Here is a 24,606-nt window from a genome sequence, read left to right as displayed (position 1 = left end):
GCGGGCGGTGCAAGCCGGGGGGTGCAACCTCGGAGCCATGACAGATTCCGCACCCCTCGCGGTGGAAGCCATCGATCTGGTCAAGGTGTTCGGCACGCAGCGCGCCGTCGACGGCGTGAGCCTCGCCGTCCCGGAGGGCTCCGTGTACGCGGTGCTCGGCCCGAACGGCGCGGGCAAGACCACCACGATCCGCATGCTCGCCACCCTGCTGCGCCCGGACGGCGGCACCGGCCTGGTCTTCGGCCACGACGTGGTGGCCGAGCCGACCGCGGTCCGCTCGCTGATCGGCGTGACCGGGCAGTACGCCTCGGTGGACGAGGATCTCTCGGCCACCGAGAACCTGATCGTCTTCTCCCGCCTGCTCGGGCTGAGCCGCCAGGACGCCAGGCGCAGGGCCACCGACCTGCTCGAGGAGTTCGGCCTCACCGATGCCGCCACCAAGCCGCTGAAGAACTTCTCCGGCGGCATGCGCCGCCGCCTCGACCTGGCCGCGAGCCTCATCGCGACCCCGCCGCTGCTCTTCCTGGACGAGCCGACCACCGGCCTCGACCCGCGCACCCGCGCGCAGATGTGGGACACCATCCGCCGCCTGGTCCGGGAGGGCGCGACGGTCCTGCTCACCACCCAGTACCTGGACGAGGCGGACCAGCTCGCCGACCGGATCGCGGTGATCGACCACGGCAGGGTGATCGCCGACGGCACCGCCGACGAGCTCAAGGAGTCGGTCGGCGGCTCCTCGCTGCACCTGGTCCCGGCGGACCGGTCGCGGCTGGCGGAGGCGCGGCAGCTGGTCGCCACCTTCCTCGACGCCGAGGCCACCGTCACCCCGGAGGCGGGGCGGATCACCGCGCCGCTGCGCGACGCCGACGTCACCACCGACCTGCTGGTCCGGCTGCGCGAGGAGCGGATCGCCATCGCGGAGATCAACGTCAGCAAGCCGAGCCTGGACGAGGTCTTCCTCACCCTCACCGGCCGTCCCTCCGAGGACGGGACCGACACCGAAAAGGACGCAGCATGACCGACACCCTCGCCCGTCCGGCGCAGCGCGTCTCCGCGGTGCGGCCGGCGAGCAACAGCGTGAGCCTGGCCGCCACCGTCTCGGGCTCGCTCACCATGGCCTACCGCGGCCTGCTCAAGATCCGGCACAAGCCGGAGCAGCTCTTCGACGTCACCATCCAGCCGATCCTGTTCACCGCGCTCTTCGCCTACATCTTCGGCGGCGCCATCGGCGGCAGCGTGCAGAACTACCTGCCGGTCCTGATTCCCGGGATTCTGGTGCAGACCGTGGTGCTCACCTCGGTGGTCACCGGCACCCAGCTCCGCGAGGACATGGACAAGGGGGTCTTCGACCGCTTCAAGTCGCTGCCCATCGCCCGGATCGCGGCGCTGGCGGGCGCGCTCATCGCGGATATGTTCCGCTACACCCTGGCCACTGTGCTCACCGTCGTGGTCGGGCTCGCCATCGGCTACCGGCCCGCGGGCGGGGTCGTCGGCGTGGTCGCGGCCGGGGTCGTCATCGTGCTCTGCTCGTTCGCGGTGAGCTGGATCTGGGCGCTGGTCGGCGTCACCGGGCGCAGCGCGGCCGGGGTGCAGGGCATCTCGATGATGGTCATGTTCCCGCTCACCTTCATGTCCGGCGCCTTCGCGCTGACCAGCACCATGCCGGGCTGGATGCAGGCGATCAACCACGCCAACCCGGTGTACTACATGGTCAATGCCTGCCGTGACCTGATGAACGGCAACGGCTTCGGCAGCAGCACGGTGTATTCGCTGCTCGGCGCGGTCGTGGTGATCGTGATCTTCGCGCCGCTCGCGGTGCGGGCCTACATGCGCCGCGCGTGAGCCGCGCCGCCGTCGGGGGTGTCCGGTTCGCCGGGCGCCCCCGACGTCGTCTCGGCGATCAGCCCGAGCACCCGGCCGAGCAGCCGCATCCGGCGCGCGGGGCCGAGCGCCGCCTCGGCCTCGGCGATCGCCGCCGCGCCCAGCCTGGCCTCGGCCAGCGCCAGGTGCCTGCGCACCAGCATCGACGGGAAATCCTGCCGAGCCGGTAGCCGCGGCGCGGCGAGCAGCAGCCGCAGCCCGGTCTCCGGGTCGTCGCCGGATGCGATGAGCCTGCTGCCGAGCGCACAGGCGATGGCGCCGACCTGCGGGACGTCCTGGAAGGTGTGGAAGATCCGGCCCGCGGCCTCGGCCAGCTCGCGGGCGATCTTCCCGGCCGCGACCGGGTCGCCGTACAGCACCTCGGCGTCGAGCGTGGCCGCCACCAGCATGAGCACCCAGGCGCCGGGTCCGTGCGAGGCGCCCGGCCAGCCGGAGACGGCGAGCGCGCGCCGGTACCGGCGCACCCCCTCCTCGACCCGGCCGCGCGCGATGAGCAGCTCCGCCTGCGCCTGAAAGAGAATGCCGAGCAGCCCGCTGACGGTGCCGTCCGGCGCCTCCGGGTCGAGGTCGGCGAGCTGCATGGTGCGCTCCAGCTCGACGGCGGCGCGGTCCAGCTCGCCGCAGCCGACCAGCACGCCGACCAGCGCGGTCCGCGCCTCGATCAGCTCGTCGTAGGCGCCGATCCGCTCCAGCAGGCCGATGCCGCGGACGTAGTGCTCCACCGCCTCTCGGTACCGGCCCGCCTGGGCGTGCAGCTGGGCGATGTGCCGGTGCGCCGAGGCCAGGGTCCAGCCGTCGCCGGGGCGGAGCAGGGTGAGCGTGGTGACCCCGTCCCGCAGCGAGCCGTGCAGGTCGCCCAGGTTCTCCCGGATGTTCGCGCGCAGGATCAGCGCGTTCACCCTGGCATCCCGGTCCGGCGAGCGCACCGCCTCGGCGACCAGCCGCGGGATGCCGGTGCCGCGCGGCGGGCTCACCAGCATCCGGGCCACCAGCACCACCGACTCCGAGAGGTCGGTGCGCACGGCCAGCAGCCGCCGGGTGCGGATCCGGACCCGGGCCAGCGTGCGCAGCTCGGTCGGGTCGCGCATACCGGCGTGCAGGATCTGCAGCGCGGTGCCGATCACCTGCAGGTCGCCGGAGGGGTGCGCGGCCTCCGGCGCGGGCGGCGGGACGTGCAGCAGCCGCTCGGTCCAGGCGATCACCTCGCCGTGCGCGCCGCGCATCATCCAGAGCACGCCGAGCGTGGGGAACACGGTGTAGACGGTGCGGCCGTCGGCGCGCTCGGTGGCCCAGCGCAGCGCGGCCAGCAGGTTGTCCTGCTCGGCGTCGAGCTCGCCGCCGAGCATCAGCTGGTCCTCCCGGTAGGCCCTGGCGCCGAGATCCTCGCAGCAGCCGCGGGCCCAGGCCAGGGTGCGGGTGATGATCTCCTCGCCCTCACCGCTCGCGGCCAGCCGCTCCTCGCCGTACTCGCGCACCGTCTCCAGCATCCGGTAGCGCAGCCCGGCCGGGGTGTCCTGCACGGTGAGCAGCGACTGGTTCACCAGCCCGTCCACCGCGGCGGCGACCTCGCCCACCTCGGCGCCTGCCGCCACCACCTCGGCCGCGGCCAGGGTGAAGCCGGCCGGGAAGCGGCACAGCCTGCGCAGCGCCACCCGCTGCCCCGGCTCCAGCAGGTTCCAGCTCCAGTCGATCACCGCGTGCAGGGTGCGGTGCCGGGCCGGGGAGCTGCGGTCGCCGGTGCGGAGCAGCGCGAAGCGGTCGCGCAGCCGCTCGGCGATCTCCTCCACGCTCATGGTCCGCACCCGGGCGGCGGCGAGCTCGATGGCGAGCGGGAGGCCGTCCAGGGTGTGGCAGAGCCGGGCGACCACGGCCGGGTCGATCCGCACCGAGGGCCGGACCGCGCGGGCCCGCGCCGCGAAGAGCTCGGTGGCCGGGGAGCCGGCCGGGTCGATGCGCAGCGGGGGCAGCGGGTACACCGCCTCGGCGGTGATCATGAGCGGGGCGCGGCTGGTGGTGAGCACCCGGAGCCGGGGGACCTGCGCGATGAACTCGGCGACGAGCGTGGCGACGGCGTCGATCAGGTGCTCACAGTTGTCGAGGACCAGCAGCGTGGGCCGGGCCGAGACGGCGTCGAAGAGCCGCTGCCGCAGCTCCACCGGGCCGGTGCGCAGGGTGGAGCTGTCGAACGGCGCCTCGGAGACGCCGAGCACCGCCGCGATCGCGCTCTCGATCTCGCCGCGCGCCACCTCGGGCTCGGCGGCGCGGATGGAGGCCAGCTCGACCAGGGCCACCGCACCGGCTTCGCGGGCGCCGAGTTCGTGCGCGACGCGGGTCTTGCCGGTGCCGCCGGGGCCGAGCACGGTCGTCACCCGGGAGCGGCGCAGGAGTTCTTCGAGCGCGGCCAGGTCGGCATCGCGGCCGAGTAGCGGGTTGGGTGCGGCGCGGACGCCGAGCCCGAGGAAGTGGGCGCGACCGGCGGCCGCGAATCCGGCGGTTTCGGTGCCGGGAGGGCCGGAACGCGCTGCCGTCCGGGAAGCACCGGCGTCGTATTCGAGCCCGGAATCCCCGGCGCGCGGCACCCGGCGGGCAGCGCCGGCGATGGGGCCGTGCCCGGGCTCCTCGTCACGCGGCGACGGAGTAGCACCGGCGGTGGACCCGTGCGCACCGGCGCGCGGCACCGGGTGGCCGCCGGGAAGCGGGGCAATCCGCTCGCCGCGCAGGATGGCGGTGTTGAGCTCGGTGAGTTCTGGGCCGGGGTCGGCGCCGAGGCGGTCGGCGAGCCGATCGCGGAACGCGGCGACGGCCTCCAGCGCGGCAGCGGAGCGGCCGGTGACGGCGAGCAGCCGGACCAGCTCGAGGTGCGCCGGTTCGTCCAGCGGCAGCGCGGCGGCCCGGTGCCCGGCCAGCCGGAGCGCCCCGTCCGGGTCGCCGGTGCCCGCCCGGCCGGTGATCTCCAGCGCGTCGAGCTCGGCCGCGTGCCCGGCGGCCCGCTCGCGCAGCTCGTCGGCGAGCGGCCCCGGCGGCAGGTCGGCGCCGGGCTCCCCGCGCCAGAGCGCGCGGGCGGCGAGCACGGTGGCCAGGCAGGCGGCGTAGGCGCCGGAATCGCGCTGTGCGCGTGCCTGTTCCAGCAGCAGCGCGCAGCGGGATAGGTCGACCTGCTCGGCGCCGAGCTCCAGCCGGTACCCGGCCGGGCCCGCGCTCACCGCGCCGCCGGGCAGCACCGAGCGCAGCCGCGACACCTGGGTGTGCAGCGCGTTCATCGGCGCCCGCGGCGCCGCCGCACCCCAGACGTCCTCGATCAGCCCCGCCGCGCTCCGGCTCCGCCCCGGCCGCAGCGCCAGCGCCGCGAGCAGCGCCCGCGCCCGCGCGCCGGGCAGCGGGCACAGCGCGCCCTCCCGGCGCACCGCGACCGGTCCGAGCAGCCCGACCTCGAGCACCGCGACCCCGCCCGCGCCCGGCAGCGGCCCGCTCGGCGTCGGCAGCTCACCCGGCGCCCCGGCCGACCCCGGCGCCACCACCGGCTCCGCGGCGAGATCCACGGGCTCCACCCCCAGCGGCAGGACGACTCCCCGCGCGACCGCCCGCGGCGGCTCCCCGTCGCGCGGAGCCACCGTCCGGTCACGCCCGATCGGGCCACTGCTCTCCGGCACCATTCCGGAATCGATCCTAGGGTTCACGCGACCGATGCGGCGCGCGTCCCGCGCGGCCCCGGCGCTCGGCTTACAGTCGGCCCATGGCCGACTTCGAGGTTGCCCGGCGCACCGTGATCGCCGCCGAGCCCGCCCGCGTCCACGGGCTGATCGACGATTTCCACCAGTGGGTGCACTGGTCGCCGTGGGAGGACGTCGACCCCGAGCTGAACCGGCGGTACGCGGGCCCTGAGTCCGGTGTCGGCGCCTCCTACACCTGGAACGGTAACCGCAAGGCGGGCCACGGCACCATGACTATTACCTCCAGCACCGAGCACGAGATCGGCGTCCGGGTGGAGTTCCGCAAGCCGATCGCCGCCACCAACGACGTCCGCTTCGAGCTGGCAACGGTGGCGAGCGGCACCGAGGTGACCTGGCGGATGACCGGGAAGCGCTCCGGCTTCCTCGGGGTGGTCGGCCGGGTGATCCCGATGGACAGGTTCATCGGCAAGGACTTCGAGAAGGGGCTGGCCAGGCTCAAGGCCGCCGCCGAACAGCCCGCCTGAACTCCGGGCCGCACCGCGCCGGATTAGGCTGCGCGCATGGCAACTGCAGCGCAATGGCTCGAAGGCGCCCGGCCGCGGACCCTGCCCAACGCGATCGCCCCGGTGCTGGCCGGCACCGGCGCCGCCGCCGCGCTGGACGCCGCGGTGTGGTGGAAAGCACTGCTGGCGCTTGTGGTCTCGCTGGCCCTGATCGTCGGGGTGAACTACGCCAACGACTACTCCGACGGCATCCGCGGCACCGACGACGTGCGGGTCGGCCCGGTGCGGCTGGTCGGCCAGGGGCTGGCCGCGCCGAAGGCGGTGCGCACCGCCGCCATCGCGAGCCTGCTGGTCGCCGCGGTCGCGGGGCTGGTGCTCGCACTGCTCACCGCGTGGTGGCTGCTGCTCTTCGGCGCCGCCTGCCTGGCCGGCGCCTGGTTCTACACCGGTGGCCGGAACCCCTACGGCTACAGCGGCTTCGGCGAGATCGCGGTCTTCGTCTTCTTCGGGCTGGTCGCGGTGCTCGGCACCCAGTACGTGCAGGCCGAGCGGGTGGACTGGGCCGGGCTGGCCGCCGCGGTCGCGGTCGGCGCCTTCTCCAGCGCGGTGCTGGTCGCGAACAACCTGCGCGACATCCCCACCGACACCGAGTCCGGCAAGACCACGCTCGCGGTCAAGCTCGGCGACCCGCGGACGAGGACGCTGCACGCGGTGCTGCTGGTGCTGCCCTTCGTGATGACGCTGGCGCTCGCGCTGCGCACGCCCTTCGCGCTGCTGGCGCTGGTCGCGGTGCCGCTCGCGCTGCGCGCCAACGCGCCGGTGCGCGGCGGCCGCGGCGGCCGGGAACTGATTCCGGCGCTGCGTGATTCCGGCCTCGCCCTGCTGGCGTGGTCGGCGGTGACGGCCGCCGCGCTCGCGCTCGGCTGAGCTCAGATCTCGTCGCCGAGCAGCAGCCCGAGCCCCCAGTTCACGAGCGAGATGATGAGCCCGCCGACCAGCGCGGCCCAGAAGCCGTCCACCCGGAGGCCGTAGTCGGTGATCTCGGTGATGGCGGCGGTCAGCATGAGCATGAGTGCATTCACCACCAGCAGGAAGAGCCCGAGCGTGAGGATCACCAGGGGCAGCGACAGCAGCTTGACGATCGGCTTGACGAGGGCGTTCACCAGCGTGAAGACCCCGGCGACGGCGAGCAGGACGATGATCTTCCACCCCACCTCGTCCTCCGGGCTCACGAGCTCGATGGCGCCGACCAGGTAGGCCGCCAGCCAGAGGGCGAACGCGTTGATGATCAACCGGAGCACTAGCTGCATGCAGCCATGCTAAGCGGGCGGGGTGTCGCGCAGGGGGCACAACGCGGCGCTCAGGCCGCCCGGTCGAGCAGCGCCTGGATCCGGGGGCGCAGCGCGTCCCGCGCGGCGGCGCCGCCGAGCAGCTCGGTGCTGACCTCCTCGGCCCCGCGCACGATGCCGAGCAGCAGGTGCCCGGACTCGATCGACCGGTCCCGGCGCGCCACCGCCTCGCGCAGCGCGAGCTCCAGCGTCTTCTTGGCCTCCCGGGTGAACGGGATGTGCCCGCCGCTCCACCGGGCGAACCGCCCGCGCGGCTCCGGCGCCGCCTGCTCCAGCGCGTCCGCCCCGAACCCCGCCGCCAGGCTCGCCCGCACCGCATCCAGGTCGATGCCGATCGAGCGCAGCGCCGCCGCGTCCTCCGCCCCCAGCGGCTCGCCGCGCCCGCGCTCGGCCAGCGCCGCCGCCACCCCCGCCCTGGTCACCCCGGACTCCGCGAGCAGCGTCGTCAGCGCGGGCTCGGCGCTGCCGAGCAACCCGAGCAGCACGTGCGGCACCTCGATCACCGGGGACCGCAGCTCGCGGGCGTCCTCCTGAGCCAGCACGATCGCGACCCGTGCTTCCCTGCTGAACCGTTCGAACATCAGCGCCTCCTGGTGTGTTTCTGGTGGACCGCCTGCTTGCTGACCTCGAGCGCGTCGGCGATCGCCTGCCAGGACCAGCCCTGCGCCCTGGCATTCGCGACCTGGATGGCCTCCAGCCGCTCGAGCAGCCTGCGCAGCGCGAGCACCGCGCGCAGCCCGACCGTGGGGTCGGGGCTGCCCGCGGCTGCCGCCAGCGTGGTTGCCTCACTCATGACGTCAATTTTGATTGACATCCCGGGCGCTTGTCAACAAAAATTGACGAAGCGGATTCTCAGCCGGTCCAGACCCCGGTGGCCGCGAACTTCTCCAGCACCGCCTGCGCGGGCTCCAGGTCGAAGCCCTGCGCCGCGACCCAGGGGTCGTCGTAGTAGGTGGTGGCGTAGCGGTCGCCGCCGTCGCAGAGCAGCGTCACCACGCTGCCGGAGCGCCCGGCCGCCAGCAGCTCCGCGATCAGCGCGAAGGCGCCCCAGAGGTTGGTGCCGGTGGAGCCGCCGACCCGGCGGCCGAGCACCGCGCTCGCGTACCGCATGGCGGCGATGGAGGCGGCGTCCGGCACCTCCAGCATCCGGTCCACCACCTGCCCGACGAAGGAGGGCTCGACCCGGGGGCGCCCGATCCCTTCGATCCGGGACGACATGCCGGTGCCGTACCCGGCATCCCCGGTCTCGTAGCCGCCGAAGAAGGCGGAGTTCTCCGGGTCGACCACGGCGAGCCGGGTGTGGTGCCTGCGGTAGCGGATGTAGCGGCCGATGGTCGCGCTGGTGCCGCCGGTGCCCGCGCCGACCACGATCCACTCCGGAACCGGGTGCGCCTCCAGCCGCATCTGCTGGTAGATGCTCTCGGCGATATTGTTGTTGCCGCGCCAGTCGGTGGCCCGCTCGGCGTGCGTGAACTGGTCCATGTAGTGCCCGCCGCAGTCGGCGGCCAGCCGCGCGGCCTCGGTGTACATCTCCGGCGGCCGCTGCACGAAGTGGCAGCGCCCGCCCTGCGCCTCGATCAGCGCGATCTTGCGCGGCGAGGTGCTCGCCGGCATGACGGCCACGAAATCCAGCCCGAGCAGCTTGGCGAAGTACGCCTCGCTCACCGCGGTCGACCCGGACGACGCCTCGACCACGGTCGTCCCCTCGCCGACCCAGCCGTTGCAGATGGCGTACAGGAAGAGCGAGCGGGCCAGCCGGTGCTTCAGGCTGCCGGTGATGTGCGTCGACTCGTCCTTGAGGTACAGCTGCACCCGCCAGGCGGCGGGCAGCGGGTAGCGCAGCAGGTGGGTGTCGGCGCTGCGCTGGGCGTCGGCGTCGATCAGCCGCACCGCGTTGTCCACCCAGCCGCGGGGGGCGCTGCGATCGCAGATCTTCACGGCGTCACGCCGGATCGTCGTCCTCGCCGCGCAGCCGGGCGCGCAGCCTGGCCTTGTCCTGCCGACGTTTCTGGTCGACTGTCGCGATGTCCTCGTTCACCTTCGACCGCAGCGATTTGAACAGCGTCAGCGAGAGCGGCATCGCGACGATGATCGCGAACAGCGCCGCCACCACCACCGGGATCTGCACCCCCACCAGCCGCGCGACCCCGACGATCAGGGCCGTGATCAGCACGACGAGGGCGAGCCGGGCGAGCGTGTAGAGGCCGAGGTTCAGCGCGAGCCGCCTGCCCGGGGCGGGCTCGCCCGCGGCTGCCGCGTCGCGCGATGGGGTTGCGTCACTCACGTCCCCAAGCCTATGCCACGGGGTTGCGCGGTCCGTGTTGACCGCTTCGCACCAGGTGGGAGGTGTATCCGTTTTGTCTATTACCTCCCCTTTACCAACCGTAGATCAATCGAGTACCTAGGGGTCTTCGTGCCACCATGGCGCTGTCCGATGAGGGACTGTCGAAGACGGAGAGGTTTGCCATGACTGCTGCGACGACCGCCCAGGACACGCTGCTGACCCCGGGCCAGGTGGCCGCGCTCTTCCACGTCGATCCGAAGACCGTCACCCGGTGGGCGCACGCGGGTCGGCTCGGGTCGCTGCGCACCCCCGGGGGGCATCGGCGGTTCCGCGAGTCGGAGGTCATGCGGCTGCTCGCTTCGCTGACCACCGAGGCCACCACGCGCTGAGCTGTGCCGCTCCGCCCCGCCCGCCACCGCGCGGGCGGGGCGGAGCGGTGACGCAGCGGTGAACGCGGTCCGACACTGGGATTACCCGCTGACCGCCGCTACCCTCGTAGCCAGGAGGTGAGCGACGTGATGTACCTGTTGGCACTCATCGCGGTGGTGGCCGTCGCGGTGCTGTGCTGGAAGGCCTTCGGCCCGGCCGGGAGCAGTGCTCCCCAGCGCAAGCGGACCGTCGGCCCCGACGACGACCCGGAGTTCCTCTGGCGGCTCTCCCGCCAGCAGCAGCACCGGGACGGCGAATCCGGTACCGGAAGCGCCGCCGACCGCTAGGTGAGCCCCGCGTAGCTGTGCAGCCCGCTGATCACCAGGTTGATGATGAACAGGTTGAACAGCATGGCGACGAAGCCCGCGATGTTGATCCAGGCCGCCCTGGTGTCGCGCCAGCCCGAGGTCGCGCGGGCGTGCAGGTAGGCGGCGTAGAGCACCCAGGCGATGAAGGAGCAGGTCTCCTTGGGGTCCCAGCCCCAGAACCGGCCCCAGGCCGCCTCGGCCCAGATGGCGCCGAGGATGACGCCGGCGCCGAAGAGCGGGAAGCCGATAATCGTGGTGCGGTAGGCGACGCGGTCCAGGGTGCGGGCATCCGGCAGCCTGCGCGCGATGGCGCCGAGCACGCCGCCCGATTCACTGCCCTCCGGCTGCCGCAGCCGGAACAGGAAGAGCAGGCTGGCGATGCCGGAGACCAGGAAGACGCCGCTGCCGATGCTCACAATGGTCACGTGGATGGGCAGCCAGAACGAGCGCAGCGCGGGCACCACCGGCGCCGCGTCGGCGTAGAGCACGGTGCCGCCGAGGAACATCAGCACCAGCACCGGCACCAGCAGGAAGACCCACATCGAGCGGTACCGCTGCTCGCGCAGCAGCACCATGCCGACCAGCACCGCGGCCGCCGTGGCCATGGTGACGAACTCGTACATGTTGCCGAGCGGGAAGCGGTTCGTCGCGAAGCCGCGCAGCACGATCGAACCCAGGTGCAGCGCGAGGGCGACCACCAGCACCGAGAAGGCCATATTGCCGAACCGGTCGGCCAGCGGCCGGGCCGGCGGCGCCACGATCTTGCCCGGCAGCGCGGGGTCGGTGCCCGCACCGACCAGCGCGGGCTCGCGGGCCGCGATCTGCCTGGTGCGCGCCGCGGCGTACTGCACCAGGAGCAGCACCAGCACCAGCGTGTACACCACGATGGCGGACTTGAAGGCGAGGTCGCTGTACCCGGCGAGGGTCGCGTCGATCTCCATCACTGTTCTCCCGTGCTCGGGTCGATCAAGCGGCTGCGCAACCGGTCGAACTCGGAGCCCCAGCCCGCCTGGTCGGTACGGGCGAGCCCGCCCATCTCTACTACGGTGCGTCGTTGGTCCACGGTACCGGGCGCGCCCGGCTCCGGGTAGACCCGCACCCACACCCGCCGCCGCTTCACCAGCAGCGAGACCAGCAACCCGGCCATCATGGTCACCGCGCTGATCAGCACCCACTGCTGTGCGGGGTCGTGCGAGACCTGGATGTTCACGAACTCCTTCGCGCCGTCGAAGGTGACCGTGGTGCCGTTGGCGAGCTGGGTGGACTCGCCGGGGCGCAGGTTGACCCGCGCCTCCTTCGTCAACCGGCCCTGCCGGACCAGCTCCTGGTCCAGCGCGAAGAGGTTCTGCGGGCGGCCGGTGTCGAGCCCGGTGTCGCCGCGGTAGATGTCGACGGCGACCGCCGGGTCGTCCATCCGGGGGAAGGACGAGGTCAGCAGGGCGCCGTGCAGCAGCGCGGTGGGCGCGAAGAGCCCCTCGATGGCGATCTGGTTGCGCCTGCGCTCCTCCTCGTCCGCGAAGAGCCCGCCGGGCGGGTCGATCCGGAGCACGCCGCTGGAGAGGAAGGTGGTGGCGTCGTCCGGGCGCCACTGGATGGTCTCGGTGCGGGTCTCGCCGTTCGGGAAGCGCACCGTGAAGGTCGGGGCGTAGCCGTGGCCCTGCAGGTACACCCGGTCGCCCGCGACCCGGAGCGGGTGGTTCACCCGCAGCGTGGTGTCCCGCCAGGTGCCCGCGGCGAGGTCGGCGCCTGCCTGGTAGGCGATGTTCGAGGTGAACATCTCGGCCTGGCCGGTGTCCAGGTAGTCGGCCTTGAAGTCCTTCACCCGGACGCAGAGCGGGGTCATGCCGGTGCCGTCGTTCACATTGCCGGCCCGGAACGAGTCGAAGGCCGCCGGTGAGGTGCTGCAGAAGCCGGGGCCGTCGTCGGCGATCACGATGACGCTGCCCTCGTAGCCGAAGAGCTTGCCCACCGCGATCGCCACCAGCAGCCCGACCAGGGCGAGGTGGAAGACCAGGTTGCCGAGCTCCCGCGCGTAGCCCTTCTCGGCCGAGAGCGTGAGCTCGCCGGGGCGCTCGCCCGCCCGGCGCCGCACCCGCCAGCCCTTCAGCCCCGCCTCGGCGGTGGCGAGCACCTGCTCGGGAGTGCGCCCGTCGGTGCCGGACCAGTGGTGCGGCAGCCGGCCGAGGTTGCGCGGGGCGCGCACCGGCGGGGTGCGCAGCGCCCTGGCGTGGTCGACCGTGCGCGGCAGGATGCAGCCCACCAGCGAGATGAAGAGCAGCACGTAGACGGCGGTGAACCAGAAGCTGGAGAAGACGTCGAACAGCTCGAAGCGGTCCATCCACGGGCCCAGCGTCGGCCGGTCCGCGATGTACTGCGCGACCTTCTGCTCGTTCAGGTTCCGCTGCGGCAGCAGCGCGCCGGGGATGGCGGCCAGCGCGAGCAGGAAGAGCAGCACCAGCGCGGTGCGCATGCTGGTGAGGCCGCGCCAGGTATTGCGCGCCGCGGCGAGCCCGCGGCCGAGCGGGGACTGGCGTGGCGGGGGTGCGGGGGTGGCGGCGGGCGGGCTGTCGGTCACGGTCATATCGGCAGGGTCACCTCGGAGACGAAGGCATCGCGCACCCACGCGACGAACTGGTCCCAGGCCCCGGTCACCAGGGCGACCCCCACCGCGACCAGCAGGATTCCCCCGATGAGCTGAATGGTGCGGGAGTTGCGGCGCAGCCAGCCGACCCCGCGCAGCGCCCCCGCCGAGCCGAAGGCGAGGACCACGAAGGGCAGCCCGAGCCCGAGGCAGTAGGCCACGATCAGGGTGACGCCGCGCGCGGCGGTCGCGCCCTCGGTGCCCGCGGCCACCGCCATCACGCCGGAGAGCGTCGGGCCGAGGCACGGGGTCCAGCCCAGCGCGAAGACGCCGCCGAGCAGCGGGGCGCCGAGCAGCCCGGTGATTCGGCGCGGCTCCATCCTGGTGTCCCGCTGCAGCGCGGGGACCAGGCCGATGAAGACCAGCCCCATCAGGATGGTGAGCACGCCGCCGATCCGCTGCAGCAGCTCCCGGTTCACGTTCAGGGTCTGGATCAGCCCGAAGACGGTCGCGGTGGCCAGCACGAACACCACGGTGAAGCCGAGCACGAAGAGCCCGGCGGCCCCCGCGATCCGCAACTTGCCCGTCCGCGCGGCACGCCGGGTGTCGGGTTCGGCGGCGACCGAGGTGGCAGCGGTGGCACGCCCCCGCGCCTCGCTGGGTGTCACCGGCGGCGCCTCGGCGCCGACCAGCCCGGCCAGGTACGACAGGTACCCCGGCACCAGCGGCACCACGCACGGCGAGGCGAACGAGACCAACCCGGCCAGCAGGCAGGCCCCGAGCGCGAGCACCAGCGGGCCGCTCGCCGCCGTCTGCTGGAACGAATCCCCCACCCCGGCCAGCACCGCCACGGTGCTCACGACAGCTCCTCGCGGGCGATCCGCTCCACCACCGGCTGCAGGTCCTCGGCGAGCAGGGCGCGCAGGAAAACCGCGGCCACCCGGTGCTGCCGGTCCAGGACAAGCGTGGTCGGGATTACGCTGGTCGGGAAGTTGCCGCCGAGCGCGAGCAGGGTGCGCATGGACGGGTCGTAGATCGAGGGGTACCCGACCTTGTTGTCGACCACGAAGTCCTCGGCCTTGTCCCGCTGCGGATCCCGCACATTGATCCCGACGAAGGCCACGCCCTGATCCTTCGTCCGCTCGTAGACCTGCTCCAGCGCGGGCACCTCGGCCCGGCACGGCCCGCACCACTGCCCCCACAGGTTCAGCACCACGACCTGACCGGGGAAGTCGGCGACCGAGACGGTCTTCCCCTCGTTCATCAGGTCGGGGCCGGCGAGCGTGCCGATGGTGCCGCGGCTCGCGGGCGGGTCGTAGGTGATGTCCGTCTTCCCGCCCGGCGAGACGAAGTCGAAGGTGCCACCGGACGCCACCGCGTCGGTACCGGTGGCGCAGCCCGCGAGCGCGGCAACCAGGGCCACGCACGCGAGCAGCACCGACCCGGTACGCCGGGAGCGCGCGGTGGAACCGATCATGCCCCGGTCTTCCTCGGATCCGAACTGCCCGCGGGCTCGGAGTAGACGATGTCGACCAGGGTGTCGCCCTCGTACACCAGCGAGGTGAGCGAGGCGAGCGAGCACTGCCTGCTGCGCGGGTCGTGCCAGAGCCGCTGCCCCTGCAGGAAGCGGCGCAGCGTCCAGACCGGCAGCTGGTGCGAGACCAGCACCACCTCGCGGCCGCTCGCCTCCACCCGCGCCTTGTTCACCGCGGCCAGCATGCGGTGCGCGATCTGCAGGTAGGGCTCGCCCCAGGACGGGGTGAAGGGGTCGCGCAGCTTCCACCAGTGCCTCGGCTTGCGCAGCGCGCCGTCGCCGACCGAGACGCGCAGCCCCTCGAAGGTATTGCCCGCCTCGATCAGGTTCTCGTCGGTGCGGATCGCGATGCCGTGCGCATCGGCGATCGGCTGCGCCGTCTCCTGCGCGCGCTGCAGCGGCGAGGCGATGACCAGCGCGAGGTCGTGGTCGGCGAGCGCGCGGGCGACCGCGCCCGCCTGCGCCCGGCCGGTCACCGAGAGGCCGAAGCCAGGCAGCCTGCCGTAGAGGATGCCGTTCGGGTTGTGCACCTCGCCGTGGCGCAGCACGTGCACGATGGTCTCCACCGGCTCGGCCACCGCGGGCGGCTCGTGCTGGGTGACCGGCACGACCGCCGGGCGGTCGGCGGTGACGTCGGAGGGGGTGGGCTGATCGGAGCTCACGCGCGGGTTCCTTCGGGGGTGGCTGCGGCCGCCGCGCGGGCGGCGGCGGGCAGAGCGGCGGCGATGCGGGCGAATGCGTCCTCGTCGAGCGCCGCCGACACGAACCAGGCCTCGAACGCACTCGGCGGCGGGTACACCCCGGCGCTCAGCATGGCGTGGAAGAAGGCCGGGTAACGCCAGGTCGCACTGGCCTTGGCGGAGGTGTAGTCGGTGACCGGGCGGTCGGCGAAGAACACGCTCACCATATTGCCCGCGAACTGGACGCGGTGCTCGACCCCGGCCGCGCTCAGCGCGTCGGTGAGCAGCCCGCCGAGCCGCTCGGCATTGCGGTCCAGCGCCGCGTACACGGCGTCGTCGGCGGCGCGCAGGGTGGCCAGCCCGGCCGCCACCGCGACCGGGTTACCGGAGAGCGTGCCCGCCTGGTAGACCGGCCCGAGCGGGGCCAGCCGCTCCATGATGTCGGCGCGGCCGCCGAACGCCGCGGCGGGCAGCCCGCCGCTCATGACCTTGCCGAAGGTGTAGAGATCGCCCGCGACCCCCTCGCGGCCGTACCACCCGGCCCGGCTGACCCGGAACCCGGTCATCACCTCGTCCATGATCAGCAGCGCGCCATCGGCCTTGGTCAGCTTCCTGAGCCCGGCGTTGAAGCCGTCGGCCGGGGCGACCGCGCCCATATTGCCCGCGGCGGCCTCGGTGATCACGCAGGCGATCGCGCCGGGGTTCGCGGCGAAGGCCGCGGCGACGGCGTCCAGGTCGTTGTAGGGCAGCACGATGGTGTCGCTCGCCTGCGCGCCGGTGACGCCGGGCGAGGTCGGCAGCCCGAGCGTCGCGACGCCGGAGCCCGCCTCGGCCAGCAGCGCGTCCACGTGGCCGTGGTAGCACCCGGCGAATTTGATGATCTTGGTGCGGCCGGTGAAGCCGCGGGCCAGCCGGACCGCGCTCATGGTGGCCTCGGTGCCCGAGTTCACCAGCCGCACCCGCCGCACCGGCTCGACCCGCTCGGCGATCGCCTCGGCCAGCTCGATCTCGGCCTCGGTCGGGGCGCCGAAGGAGAGCCCGCCGGAGGCCGCCGCGCGCACCGCCTCGACCACCGCGGGGTGCGCGTGGCCCAGGATCATCGGGCCCCAGGAGCAGACCAGGTCGACGTAGTCGTTGCCGTCCGCGTCGGTCAGCGTGCAACCCCGCGCCGAGGCGATGAACCGCGGCGTTCCGCCCACCGAGTGGAAGGCCCGGACCGGGGAGTTGACACCACCGGGGATGATCCCGGCGGCCCGGTCGAAGAGCTGGGCGGAAACCGGGACCGATCCCTCGGCCGCGCGCGGAGAAGAACTCACGAACTCCAGTGTGTCAGCCGCCGCGCGCGGCTTCGACGACAGGGTGTAGTGGAGTGATCCACACCGCAGGTCGTCAGCTGTACATGCAGGGGAACTGCGGGGAGACCGTGTGCAGGAGGCACATGGCGTGGTTGTACGGCCCCGCCGACCCCGACTCCGGCACGAACCCGGCCTGCACCGGCTCGGCCGGCCGCACGGTCGCGGGCTCCAGCGGCAGCCCCGGCGCGGCGACCGCCTGCCCCGCGCCGAACCCCACCGCGGCGACCGCCATCGTCGCCATCCCGAACCGCACCACGAACCGCTTCACAGAAAACCTCTCGCCGATCGAACTGGGAAAACAGCGATCCGGCAGCTGGACCGTAATCGCCACGGACACACTACTGTTCGTGGCGCGCCGGGCTCGCATTCCGGGCCCGCGCGAGCTGTACCACCGCGTCGACCAGCAGTAACCCGGCCACCGTGAGCAGGGTGGCGGCGAGGAAGATCCAGGGCGCCGCGTACCGGGTGGCCTCGAAGGCGGGGATGTCGCCCGCGGGGGCGAACTCGGTGGTCCGGATGCCGTTGCGCCAGGCGAGGACGCCGGCGACGACGGCGGCGAGCGCGAGCACCGTCGCCAGTGCCGCCCGTACGTTCCCGTACCTCACCGCCGTACCCCGTCCTCCCGGTCGTCGTCAGCGGGGACGGTACCCGGTGCGGTCGCGCCGCGCGCCGCGGACTCCCCCGGTTCGGCCGGAACCGCCGGCTTCCCGGTGCTGTCCGGCGGCGCGGATTCCGCCGCCGCGTCGGCCACGGCCGTTTCGAGCGCGGCGCGCAGCCCGCGGTGGTTCCGGGCCCAGGCCTGGACCAGCGCGCCGTCACGCAACTTCAGCCCGATGCCGGTGCGCCGGCGCGGCACCCCGTGCAGCTCGCCGAGCGCGCGGGCGGACTCCCAGTCCAGATCGTCCCAGTCGTCCTCGTCGCGCTCCGGCAGCACCGCGGCGATGGTGGGCAGCGGCACGATCTCGGTGCCCTGGCGCAGGTGCTCGGGGGTCAGCTCGACGCTCACGTGCCGCTGCCCGGCGACCACCTGGAGCGCGACGAAGCCGCCGATGGCGGAGCCGCAGAAGATCAGCGCGAACCAGTGCGGCTGCGCGCCGGTCGCGAGTTCGAGGACGAGGACGATCGCGCAGAGCACGGGCCCGTAGGCGACGCTGCGCCAGCGCGCGCCCGGTTCGGCGAAGAGCACAATCGGATCAGCGGGTCAGACCCGGAAGCAACAGCACGGCTACCGTCAGTACGCCGAACAGGATCAGCAGACTCAGCACGAGCAGGTCCCGACGAATGCTCTGCGGCTGTTGGATCACCACGCGCATCGTTGCCTCCGATCTCCCGGAGCCGGCCGGACGAATCTCACCGCGGCAGTATCTCCGCTGGTGAGCACCCCTCGTCCTGGCAACTCACGGTCTTCACGTCCACTGTGACAACCCTCACGATACATGCCAGCGTGTCCGAGACAAACTCAGCACCCGGTTCGCACCGCGTTCACCGGCGATTCACCAGGAAGTAGGCGGTGGAGTCCGGCCGGTACGCCAGAAATACGGCGCCGGCCGCCAGCACGCCCTGCACCAGGGTGGCCGCGCCGGCCGCGAGCGTCGCGGCGCCTGAGACGGCGTCCAGCGCGAAGAGCGTGCCCGCCGCCATGAGCACCAGCCAGACCCCCGCGACGGTGAGCACCGTGCGCGCCCACAGCCTGCCCCGGCCGAGCAGGTGCGCGAGGAGCAGCCCCAGCCCGGCCAGCACGATGCCGATCAGCACGGCGAGCGCGAGCCCGAGCGTCACCATCAACTCCGACATGGCCTCGGTGGCAGGCTGGCCGGCGCGCTCCAGGTCACCCCGCATCTGCTCGGCCAGCGCGCCGCGCTGCTGCACCCCGGCGACCACCGAGGCGATCACCTGGATCAGCCCGAAACCCACGATCGCCCACCACAATTGCTGCGCGGTGCCGATATCGGTCGGTTTCGGCGCCGGCTCGGGCCGCACCGGCGGCTGGCCGTACGGCGGCGGCTGGACCGGCTGAGACGGTGGCACTACCGGAGCCAGTGCGACGCCTCGGTCGCCCAGTAGGTGAGCACGATATCGGCGCCGGCCCGGCGGATCCCGGTCAGCGACTCCAGGATCGCGCCGCGGCGGTCGATCCAGCCGCGCTCGGCGGCGGCGGTGATCATGGCGTACTCGCCGGAGATCTGGTACGCCGCGACCGGAACGGTGGAGCGGTCCGCGACGTCGCGCAGGATGTCCAGGTAGGACATGGCGGGTTTGACCATCACGATGTCGGCGCCCTCGGCCAGGTCCAGCTCCAGCTCGCGCAGCGATTCCCGGCGGTTCGCCGGATCCTGCTGGTAGGTGCGGCGGTCGCCCTGCAGCGAGGAGGCGACCGCCTCGCGGAACGGCCCGTAGAAGGCCGAGGCGTACTTGGCGGCGTAGGCGAGGATGCCGGTGTCCAGGTGCCCGGCGGCGTCCAGCCCCTCCCGAATCGCCCCGACCTGGCCGTCCATCATGCCGCTGGTCCCGAGCAGATCGGCCCCGGCCTCGGCCTGGGCCAGCGCCATCTCGACGTAGCGGTCGACGGTGGCGTCGTTGTCCACGCTGCCGTCGGCCGCGACCACGCCGCAGTGGCCGTGGTCGGTGAACTCGTCCAGGCAGGTGTCGGCCATGATGACGGTGTCGGCGCCGACCTCGGCGGCGAGCGCGCGCAGCCCGCGGTTCAGGATGCCGTTTGGATCGCTGGCCCGGCTGCCGACCGCGTCCTTGTCCTCGGCCAGCGGGACGCCGAAGAGCATGAGCCCGCCGACCCCCGCCTCGACCGCCTCCGCCGCCGCCTTGCGCAGCGAGTCCAGCGTGTGCTGGTACACGCCGGGCATGGAGCTGATCTCCCGCGCCTCGGCGAGCCCGTCGGCGACGAACATGGGCAGCACCAGATGCCGTGGCTCCAGCGTGGTTTCGGCGACGAGGCGGCGCAGGGCCGTGGTACGGCGCAACCGCCGCGGGCGGTCGATTCCGGTCATGTTTCGCACCTTACGCCTGCCGGGGAAACGGCTACCGGCTGCGGCGGCTCTTCTTGCGCGGCGGCGGGAGCAGCCCCTCGGCGCGCAGCCGGGCGGCGTGCTCGGCCAGCGCCTCGACCAGCGGGCCCACCTGCGCCACCTCGGGCTGCACATCCACCCGCAGCCCGAACTCCACCGCCGTCTCGGCGGTCTTCGGGCCGATGCAGGCGACGATGGTGCGCGCGTGCGGCTTGCCCGCGATGCCGACCAGGTTCCGCACGGTGGAGGACGAGGTGAAGAGCACCGCGTCGAAGCCGCCGGTCTTGATCATCTCGCGGGTCTCGGCCGGCGGCGGGGAGGCCCGCACGGTGCGGTACGCGGTGACGTCGTCGATCTCCCAGCCGCGGTCGCGCAGCCCCTCGGCCAGCGTCTCGGTGGCGATGTCGGCGCGGGGCAGCAGCACCCGGTTCACCGGGTCGAAGACGTCGTCGTAGGGCGGGAAGTCGGCGAGCAGCCCCTCGGAGGACTGCTCCCCGCTCGGCACCAGCTCCGGGTTGATGCCGAAGGCGCGCACCCGGTCCGCGGTGGCCTCGCCGACGCAGGCGATCTTGACGCCGGAGAAGGCGCGGGCGTCCAGCCCGAACTCGGCGAACTTCTCCCACACCGCGCGCACCGCGTTGGTGGAGGTGAAGACCACCCACTGGTAGCGGCCGTCGACCAGCCCCTTGACCGCGCGCTCCATCTGCGCCGGGCTGCGCGGCGGCTCCACCGCGATGGTCGGCACCTCGGCCGGGATGGCGCCGTGCGTGACCAGCCGCTCGCTCATCTCGGCGGCCTGGTCCTTGGTGCGCGGGACGAGCACGGTCCAGCCGTACAGCGCGCGCGACTCCCACCAGGACATCTTGCCGCGGCTGGAGACCACCTTGCCGATGGTCAGCACCAGCGGCCCGACCAGCTCGGAGGCGGCGCTGTTCAGCGTGGCCAGCGTCGCCTCGATGGTGCGCTGCTGGCGGGTGGTGCCGCGCACGGTGACCGCGACCGGGGTCTGCGGGGCCATGCCGTGCTCGACCAGCGCGCTCGCCGTCTCGGCCAGGTGACCGGAGGTGGCGTGCAGCACAAGCGGGCCGGGGGCGGCGGCCAGCGCCGCCCAGTCGACCTCGCCGCGCACATCGGCCTCGGTGTGCCCGGAGCCGAGCGCGATGCCGGCGTAACTGGGCACCGCGGAGCCGTTCGGCAGCCCGGGCAGCACCTCGAAGGCGACGTGCGAGCGGGTGACGGCGGTGACCTCGGCGATCACCGAGTCGGTGGTCAGCGGATCGCCCGCGACCACGCGCACCACGTCGTTCCCGGCCTTGGCCTCGGCGACCAGCGTCTTGGCGACCTCGGCGGGCTCGCCGAGCGCGGGCCGCACGTCCACCGGGCGCTCGCCGTCCTCGCCCTCCGGCACCGCGCAGCCGATGAGCGCGAGCACGCCCCGGTCCACGTCGGGGTCGGTGAAGGCGAGCGTGGCCCGGCCGATGACCTCCCTGGCGCGCACGGTGAGCAGCGCCGGGTCACCGGGGCCGGAGCCGACGAACAGGATGCGCCCGGGTTGCTTCTTGGTGGATCGGCTCATCGGGTGTTCTCCATCGGACTGGGGTGGGTGGCGTCAGGGGCGGACGGCGTCGCCGTCCGCGGGGTGGGGTCGCCGTCCCCCGCGGCGATCTCCGGGCGCGCCGCTCCGGCGGCCCCGAGCAGTTCGCGTGCGCCCAGGTCGAGCAGTTCCCTGGCGAGCGCTCTGCCGAGCTCGTCCGCCCGCTCCGGCGCGCCGACGATCGAGGCGCGGACCACGTCCGACCCGTCGATCGCGGCGGCGCACCCGCGCAGCGAGAGCTCCTCGACGATGCGGCCGTCGTCGTCGAGCGACTCGACGACCTCGGCCAGTGCGCCGACCGGCGCGGTGCAGCCCGCCTCCAGCTCGGCGAGCAGGCCGCGCTCGGCGACGACCGCGGCGTGCGACGCGGCGTCGTCCAGCCCGCGCAGGATCTCGATCAGCTCGGTGTCCTCGACTCGGCACTCCACCGCGAGCGCGCCCTGCGCGGGCGCAGGCAGCATCTGCACCGGCTCCAGCGCCTCGGTGACGGCGTCGGTGCGCTCGATCCGGGCCAGCCCGGCCCTGGCGACCACGACCGCGTCCAGCTCACCGTCGGTGACCTTGCGCAGCCGGGTGTCCAGGTTGCCGCGCAGCGGCACGATCTCCAGCCCGAGCCCGAGCGCGAGCAGCTGGGCCGCCCGGCGCGGCGCCGAGGTCCCGATCCGGGATCCGGCGGGCAGCTCGCCGAGGACCAGGCCGTCCCGTGCGACCAGCGCGTCCCTCGGGTCGGCGCGCGGCGGCACCGCGGCGATCACGAAGCGCGGGTCCTGCGCGGTCGGCAGGTCCTTGTAGGAGTGCACCGCGATGTCGACGGCGCCCGAGGCGAGCTCGTCGCGGAGCGCCGTGGTGAAGACCCCGACGCCGATCTCCTGCACCGGCGCCTGGGAGAGATCGCCCGCGGTCTTGACCACCACCAGCTCGGCCGGCTGCCCGGCCGCGACCAGCGCGTCCCGCACCGTGCCCGCCTGGGTCAGCGCGAGCAGGCTGCCCCTGGTCCCGATGCGCCACGGCGCGCGGGCACCGACACCGCTCACGTCGCCCTCTTCGTGCACCATGGTCATCAGGAAAGCCCCTGTTCGTCGCCGCGGTGGCCCGCGGTGAAGTCGTCGGCCAGACCGGCGGGGAGCTCCCCGCCGAGCGCGGTCACCTCCATGGGCGCCGCGACGGCCTGTGCCGCTCCCGGTTTGAGTTCGAACAATTCGCGCAGCGCCTCGGCGTAGCTGTCGCCGCCCGGCGTCGAGGCCAGCTGCTTGACCCGCACCGTCGGCGCGTGCAGCAGCTTGTCCACCACCCGGCGCACCGTGCGCGCGACCTCGTCGCGCTCCGGGTTCGCCAAGCCGGGGAGCCGCGAGTCCAGCCGCAGCAGCTCCGCCTCGACCACCTCGGCGGCGCGCTGCCGCAGCGCCGCCACGGTCGGCGTCACCTCGGCCATCCGCTGCCCGGCCAGGTACTTGGCCAGCTCGTCGGCGACGATGCCGCGCGCGGCGGTGGTGTCGTCGGCGGCGGCGCCCGCGGCCGGGTCGTGCTGCAGCGTCTCGATGTCGATCACCGAGACGCCGGGCAGCCCGGCGACGGCGTGCTCGACGTCGCGCGGCAGCCCGAGGTCGCAGAAGACCAGCGGCCGCTCCGCGGATTCCCGCCCGGCCAGCGCGCGGTGCACGTCGGCCAGCGTCACCACCGCGCCGACGGCCCCGGTACAGGTGACCACGACATCCGCCGCGGCCATCGCCTCCGGCAGCCGGGAGAACTCCAGCCCGTCGGCCTCGATGCCGTAGCCGCGGGCGATCTCGGCCAGCCGCTCGGCCCGGCCGAGGGTCCGGTTCACCACCACGATCCGCTCGATCCCGGCGCGCGCCAGGTGCGCGACCGCGAGCCCGCCCATGGCGCCCGCGCCGACCACCACCGCGGTGCGGCCGCCCAGCGTGCCGACGATCTCCTGCGCGCGGTCGAGCGCGACCGAGACCACCGAGGCGCCCGCCCGGTCGATGCCGGTCTCCGAGTGCACCCGCTTGCCCACCCGCAGCGCGTGCTGGGCCAGCTCGTGCAGGGTCCGGCCGACGGCCTGCTGGGCATCGGCGGAGGCGTAGGCGCCGCGGATCTGGCCGAGCACCTGCTGCTCGCCGACGACCATCGAGTCCAGCCCGCTGGCCACCGCGAAGAGGTGCTCGGCTGCGGCCTCGCTGTAGCGCACGTAGGCGTGCTTGGTGAGCTCGGTCATCGGCAGCCCGGAGTGCCTGGTCAGCAGCTCGCCGACCTCGGCGAGGCCGCCGTGGAAGGCGTCGACGACGGCGTAGACCTCGACCCGGTTGCAGGTGGAGAGGATCATCGCCTCGGCGACGTGGCTGGAGGCGAGCATCCGGTCGACCAGCTTGGGGCGGTCGGCGTCGGTGACGGCCACCTTCTCCAGCACCGCCACCGGCGCACTGCGGTGCGAGATACCGACGAGAAGAACGCTCATGGTGTTACCACCGATCCCTTGCTGCTTGGCTCCGTTGCCGAATGGGATGAAGGAGTCGATCGGGTGCGCCCGCCGCGCGCACCGGGTGCCCGGCGCGCGATCCGTCCGGAGACGGCGTGCGCGACCTCGGGCAGCGGCGCGTTGCGCGCCGTCGTGAAGGAGAGCATCTGCAGCTCGACCGCGAGGTCGACCCGGCGGATCTCCACCGCCTCCGGGGCGTGCAGCTCGCAGGGGGCGAAGCTGAGGATGGAGTGCAGCCCGGCGGCGACCAGCCGGTCGCAGACCTCCTGGGCCGCGGCGTCCGGCACCGCGATCACCGCGATGGTCGGGGCCAGCGCGCCGACCCGGTCGGCGAGCTGCGCGACATCGGTGACGGCGAGCCCGGCCACCTCGGCGCCGACCAGCAGCGGGTCGCTGTCGAAGATCCCGACCACGCTGAAGCCCCGGCGGCGGAACCCGCCGTAGCCGACCAGGGCGCGGCCCAGGTTGCCCGCCCCGACCAGCACCACCCGGTGCCCCTCGGCGAGCCCGAGCACGTCCTCGATCCGGGCGCGCAGCTTGGCCACGTCGTAGCCGACGCCGCGGACGCCGTTCGGGCCGAGGAAGGAGAGATCCTTGCGCAGCTTCGCGGAATTGACACCCGCCGCGACAGCCAGTTCCTCACTCGATACGATGGCAACACCCTCGTCGGCGATCCCGGCGAGAACGCGGAGATAGGTCGCCAACCGGGCGACCGTCGCCTGCGGAATGTCTTTTCTGTCGTCACCCGGTCTGGAACCGTCGGGCCTGCGCAGAGCCCCGCCGGAGACGCCACCGGGCGTCTCGTGCTGCTCTGTCACGTTCGTCGGCTCCTCGTTCCGGCCCGGCGGTCCGGCTTGCGTCGCTCGACCGCTGGGGCTGCGGCTCCCGGTTACGCCCGGGTGTGCCGTCGGGAGGCGGGTCGATTCGAGATGGTG

27 protein-coding genes are annotated in these 24,606 nt (G+C 73.4%); 6 read left to right on the top strand and 21 right to left on the bottom strand.

What is annotated here, in order from left to right:
- Window positions 1-37 precede the first annotated feature (37 nt).
- Window positions 38-1,018, top strand: a complete 981-nt coding sequence (locus tag AB0H71_RS11630) for an ATP-binding cassette domain-containing protein (protein WP_357018245.1) — start codon at window positions 38-40, stop codon at window positions 1,016-1,018.
- Window positions 1,015-1,842, top strand: a complete 828-nt coding sequence (locus tag AB0H71_RS11625; RefSeq protein WP_357018242.1) for an ABC transporter permease — start codon at window positions 1,015-1,017, stop codon at window positions 1,840-1,842. The genes AB0H71_RS11630 and AB0H71_RS11625 overlap by 4 nt, the downstream gene beginning before the upstream one ends.
- Here AB0H71_RS11625 and AB0H71_RS11620 read toward each other — a convergent pair.
- The gene (locus tag AB0H71_RS11620; protein WP_357018239.1) at window positions 1,824-5,420 is read right to left on the bottom strand and encodes a BTAD domain-containing putative transcriptional regulator; all 3,597 of its coding nucleotides are present in this window, start codon (window positions 5,418-5,420) and stop codon (window positions 1,824-1,826) included. The two genes, AB0H71_RS11625 and AB0H71_RS11620, sit on opposite strands and share 19 nt — an antisense overlap.
- A 194-nt stretch (window positions 5,421-5,614) precedes the next feature.
- On the opposite strand from AB0H71_RS11620, the gene AB0H71_RS11615 reads away from it, so the two are divergent.
- Together AB0H71_RS11615 and AB0H71_RS11610 are read left to right on the top strand one after the other, a co-directional pair.
- The gene (locus AB0H71_RS11615) at window positions 5,615-6,076 is read left to right on the top strand and encodes an SRPBCC family protein (RefSeq protein ID WP_357018236.1); all 462 of its coding nucleotides are present in this window, start codon (window positions 5,615-5,617) and stop codon (window positions 6,074-6,076) included.
- A gap of 36 nt (window positions 6,077-6,112) precedes the next feature.
- Window positions 6,113-6,982: a 1,4-dihydroxy-2-naphthoate polyprenyltransferase gene (locus AB0H71_RS11610; protein WP_357018233.1), complete on the top strand. Its 870-nt coding sequence runs from the start codon at window positions 6,113-6,115 to the stop codon at window positions 6,980-6,982.
- Window positions 6,983-6,984: 2 nt separating this feature from the next.
- Here the strand turns inward: AB0H71_RS11610 and AB0H71_RS11605 are convergent, their stop codons facing one another.
- The 5 genes from AB0H71_RS11605 to AB0H71_RS11585 are packed head-to-tail and all read right to left on the bottom strand — an operon-like array spanning window position 6,985 to window position 9,688.
- A complete protein-coding gene (locus AB0H71_RS11605; RefSeq protein WP_357018230.1) occupies window positions 6,985-7,365 on the bottom strand; it encodes a phage holin family protein in 381 nt (126 codons plus the stop codon).
- Window positions 7,366-7,415: 50 nt separating this feature from the next.
- Window positions 7,416-7,985 (bottom strand): Clp protease N-terminal domain-containing protein, encoded by a 570-nt coding sequence (locus AB0H71_RS11600; protein WP_357018226.1) that lies wholly within the window; start codon window positions 7,983-7,985, stop codon window positions 7,416-7,418.
- Window positions 7,985-8,197, bottom strand: coding sequence for a hypothetical protein (locus AB0H71_RS11595; RefSeq protein WP_067653721.1), 213 nt, complete (start codon window positions 8,195-8,197; stop codon window positions 7,985-7,987). The genes AB0H71_RS11600 and AB0H71_RS11595 overlap by 1 nt, the downstream gene beginning before the upstream one ends.
- Window positions 8,198-8,256: 59 nt before the next feature.
- The gene (locus AB0H71_RS11590; protein ID WP_357018223.1) at window positions 8,257-9,342 is read right to left on the bottom strand and encodes a PLP-dependent cysteine synthase family protein; all 1,086 of its coding nucleotides are present in this window, start codon (window positions 9,340-9,342) and stop codon (window positions 8,257-8,259) included.
- A 4-nt stretch (window positions 9,343-9,346) separates the two neighbouring features.
- The gene (locus tag AB0H71_RS11585) at window positions 9,347-9,688 is read right to left on the bottom strand and encodes a DUF4229 domain-containing protein (RefSeq protein WP_357018220.1); all 342 of its coding nucleotides are present in this window, start codon (window positions 9,686-9,688) and stop codon (window positions 9,347-9,349) included.
- A gap of 182 nt (window positions 9,689-9,870) precedes the next feature.
- Here AB0H71_RS11585 and AB0H71_RS11580 point away from each other — a divergent pair, with 182 nt between their 5' ends.
- The gene (locus AB0H71_RS11580; RefSeq protein ID WP_357018218.1) at window positions 9,871-10,077 is read left to right on the top strand and encodes a BldC family transcriptional regulator; all 207 of its coding nucleotides are present in this window, start codon (window positions 9,871-9,873) and stop codon (window positions 10,075-10,077) included.
- 126 nt (window positions 10,078-10,203) lie between these two features.
- Window positions 10,204-10,404, top strand: coding sequence for a hypothetical protein (locus AB0H71_RS11575; RefSeq protein ID WP_357018216.1), 201 nt, complete (start codon window positions 10,204-10,206; stop codon window positions 10,402-10,404).
- Here the strand turns inward: AB0H71_RS11575 and ccsB are convergent.
- The 15 genes from ccsB to AB0H71_RS11500 form a co-directional block, all read right to left on the bottom strand.
- A complete protein-coding gene (gene ccsB, locus AB0H71_RS11570; protein WP_357018213.1) occupies window positions 10,401-11,366 on the bottom strand; it encodes a c-type cytochrome biogenesis protein CcsB in 966 nt (321 codons plus the stop codon). The two genes, AB0H71_RS11575 and ccsB, sit on opposite strands and share 4 nt — an antisense overlap.
- Window positions 11,366-13,006: a cytochrome c biogenesis protein ResB gene (locus AB0H71_RS11565; RefSeq protein WP_357018210.1), complete on the bottom strand. Its 1,641-nt coding sequence runs from the start codon at window positions 13,004-13,006 to the stop codon at window positions 11,366-11,368. The genes ccsB and AB0H71_RS11565 overlap by 1 nt, the downstream gene beginning before the upstream one ends.
- The gene (locus tag AB0H71_RS11560; RefSeq protein ID WP_357018526.1) at window positions 13,003-13,857 is read right to left on the bottom strand and encodes a cytochrome c biogenesis CcdA family protein; all 855 of its coding nucleotides are present in this window, start codon (window positions 13,855-13,857) and stop codon (window positions 13,003-13,005) included. The genes AB0H71_RS11565 and AB0H71_RS11560 overlap by 4 nt, the downstream gene beginning before the upstream one ends.
- 5 nt (window positions 13,858-13,862) lie before the next feature.
- Complete coding sequence (locus tag AB0H71_RS11555) at window positions 13,863-14,483, bottom strand: TlpA disulfide reductase family protein (RefSeq protein WP_357018208.1); 621 nt, start codon at window positions 14,481-14,483, stop codon at window positions 13,863-13,865.
- Window positions 14,480-15,118, bottom strand: coding sequence for a histidine phosphatase family protein (locus tag AB0H71_RS11550; protein ID WP_357018523.1), 639 nt, complete (start codon window positions 15,116-15,118; stop codon window positions 14,480-14,482). Before AB0H71_RS11550 ends, AB0H71_RS11555 begins: the two co-directional genes overlap by 4 nt.
- A gap of 80 nt (window positions 15,119-15,198) precedes the next feature.
- On the bottom strand, window positions 15,199-16,536 hold the full coding sequence (gene hemL / locus AB0H71_RS11545) for a glutamate-1-semialdehyde 2,1-aminomutase (RefSeq protein WP_357018206.1): 1,338 nt from the start codon (window positions 16,534-16,536) through the stop codon (window positions 15,199-15,201).
- Window positions 16,537-16,609: 73 nt separating this feature from the next.
- On the bottom strand, window positions 16,610-16,843 hold the full coding sequence (locus AB0H71_RS11540) for a hypothetical protein (protein ID WP_357018203.1): 234 nt from the start codon (window positions 16,841-16,843) through the stop codon (window positions 16,610-16,612).
- Window positions 16,844-16,913: 70 nt separating this feature from the next.
- Window positions 16,914-17,180: a hypothetical protein gene (locus AB0H71_RS11535; RefSeq protein ID WP_357018200.1), complete on the bottom strand. Its 267-nt coding sequence runs from the start codon at window positions 17,178-17,180 to the stop codon at window positions 16,914-16,916.
- Entirely contained in the window at window positions 17,177-17,761 is a 585-nt protein-coding gene (locus AB0H71_RS11530; RefSeq protein WP_357018197.1) for a hypothetical protein, read from the bottom strand. The genes AB0H71_RS11535 and AB0H71_RS11530 overlap by 4 nt, the downstream gene beginning before the upstream one ends.
- A 296-nt stretch (window positions 17,762-18,057) precedes the next feature.
- The gene (locus AB0H71_RS11525) at window positions 18,058-18,603 is read right to left on the bottom strand and encodes a hypothetical protein (protein WP_357018194.1); all 546 of its coding nucleotides are present in this window, start codon (window positions 18,601-18,603) and stop codon (window positions 18,058-18,060) included.
- A complete protein-coding gene (gene hemB / locus AB0H71_RS11520; protein ID WP_357018192.1) occupies window positions 18,603-19,580 on the bottom strand; it encodes a porphobilinogen synthase in 978 nt (325 codons plus the stop codon). Before hemB ends, AB0H71_RS11525 begins: the two co-directional genes overlap by 1 nt.
- 31 nt (window positions 19,581-19,611) lie before the next feature.
- Window positions 19,612-21,174, bottom strand: coding sequence for a bifunctional uroporphyrinogen-III C-methyltransferase/uroporphyrinogen-III synthase (locus AB0H71_RS11515; protein WP_357018189.1), 1,563 nt, complete (start codon window positions 21,172-21,174; stop codon window positions 19,612-19,614).
- Window positions 21,171-22,253 (bottom strand): hydroxymethylbilane synthase, encoded by a 1,083-nt coding sequence (gene hemC / locus AB0H71_RS11510; RefSeq protein WP_357018186.1) that lies wholly within the window; start codon window positions 22,251-22,253, stop codon window positions 21,171-21,173. Before hemC ends, AB0H71_RS11515 begins: the two co-directional genes overlap by 4 nt.
- Window positions 22,253-23,650 carry a glutamyl-tRNA reductase gene (locus AB0H71_RS11505; RefSeq protein ID WP_357018183.1) on the bottom strand — a complete coding sequence of 466 codons (1,398 nt, stop codon included), beginning with the start codon at window positions 23,648-23,650 and terminating at the stop codon, window positions 22,253-22,255. The genes hemC and AB0H71_RS11505 overlap by 1 nt, the downstream gene beginning before the upstream one ends.
- A complete protein-coding gene (locus AB0H71_RS11500; RefSeq protein WP_357018180.1) occupies window positions 23,647-24,489 on the bottom strand; it encodes a redox-sensing transcriptional repressor Rex in 843 nt (280 codons plus the stop codon). The genes AB0H71_RS11505 and AB0H71_RS11500 overlap by 4 nt, the downstream gene beginning before the upstream one ends.
- Window positions 24,490-24,606: the final 117 nt, after the last annotated feature.

It is taken from the genome of Nocardia sp. NPDC050697, from assembly GCF_040654395.1.
In the GTDB taxonomy this organism is placed as follows: domain Bacteria; phylum Actinomycetota; class Actinomycetes; order Mycobacteriales; family Mycobacteriaceae; genus Nocardia.
This window is presented reverse-complemented; position numbering and strand designations above follow the sequence as displayed.

Coding starts and splice junctions, on each gene's coding strand:
- AB0H71_RS11605 (WP_357018230.1), bottom strand. CDS start 7,365: ATGCAGCTAGTGCTCCGGTTGATCATCAACGCGTTCGCCCTCTGGCTG.
- AB0H71_RS11595 (WP_067653721.1), bottom strand. CDS start 8,197: ATGAGTGAGGCAACCACGCTGGCGGCAGCCGCGGGCAGCCCCGACCCC.
- AB0H71_RS11600 (WP_357018226.1), bottom strand. CDS start 7,985: ATGTTCGAACGGTTCAGCAGGGAAGCACGGGTCGCGATCGTGCTGGCT.
- AB0H71_RS11565 (WP_357018210.1), bottom strand. CDS start 13,006: ATGACCGTGACCGACAGCCCGCCCGCCGCCACCCCCGCACCCCCGCCA.
- AB0H71_RS11555 (WP_357018208.1), bottom strand. CDS start 14,483: ATGATCGGTTCCACCGCGCGCTCCCGGCGTACCGGGTCGGTGCTGCTC.
- AB0H71_RS11630 (WP_357018245.1), top strand. CDS start 38: ATGACAGATTCCGCACCCCTCGCGGTGGAAGCCATCGATCTGGTCAAG.
- AB0H71_RS11625 (WP_357018242.1), top strand. CDS start 1,015: ATGACCGACACCCTCGCCCGTCCGGCGCAGCGCGTCTCCGCGGTGCGG.
- ccsB (WP_357018213.1), bottom strand. CDS start 11,366: ATGGAGATCGACGCGACCCTCGCCGGGTACAGCGACCTCGCCTTCAAG.
- hemB (WP_357018192.1), bottom strand. CDS start 19,580: ATGACCGGAATCGACCGCCCGCGGCGGTTGCGCCGTACCACGGCCCTG.
- AB0H71_RS11610 (WP_357018233.1), top strand. CDS start 6,113: ATGGCAACTGCAGCGCAATGGCTCGAAGGCGCCCGGCCGCGGACCCTG.
- AB0H71_RS11515 (WP_357018189.1), bottom strand. CDS start 21,174: ATGAGCCGATCCACCAAGAAGCAACCCGGGCGCATCCTGTTCGTCGGC.
- hemC (WP_357018186.1), bottom strand. CDS start 22,253: ATGACCATGGTGCACGAAGAGGGCGACGTGAGCGGTGTCGGTGCCCGC.
- AB0H71_RS11580 (WP_357018218.1), top strand. CDS start 9,871: ATGACTGCTGCGACGACCGCCCAGGACACGCTGCTGACCCCGGGCCAG.
- AB0H71_RS11615 (WP_357018236.1), top strand. CDS start 5,615: ATGGCCGACTTCGAGGTTGCCCGGCGCACCGTGATCGCCGCCGAGCCC.
- AB0H71_RS11505 (WP_357018183.1), bottom strand. CDS start 23,650: ATGAGCGTTCTTCTCGTCGGTATCTCGCACCGCAGTGCGCCGGTGGCG.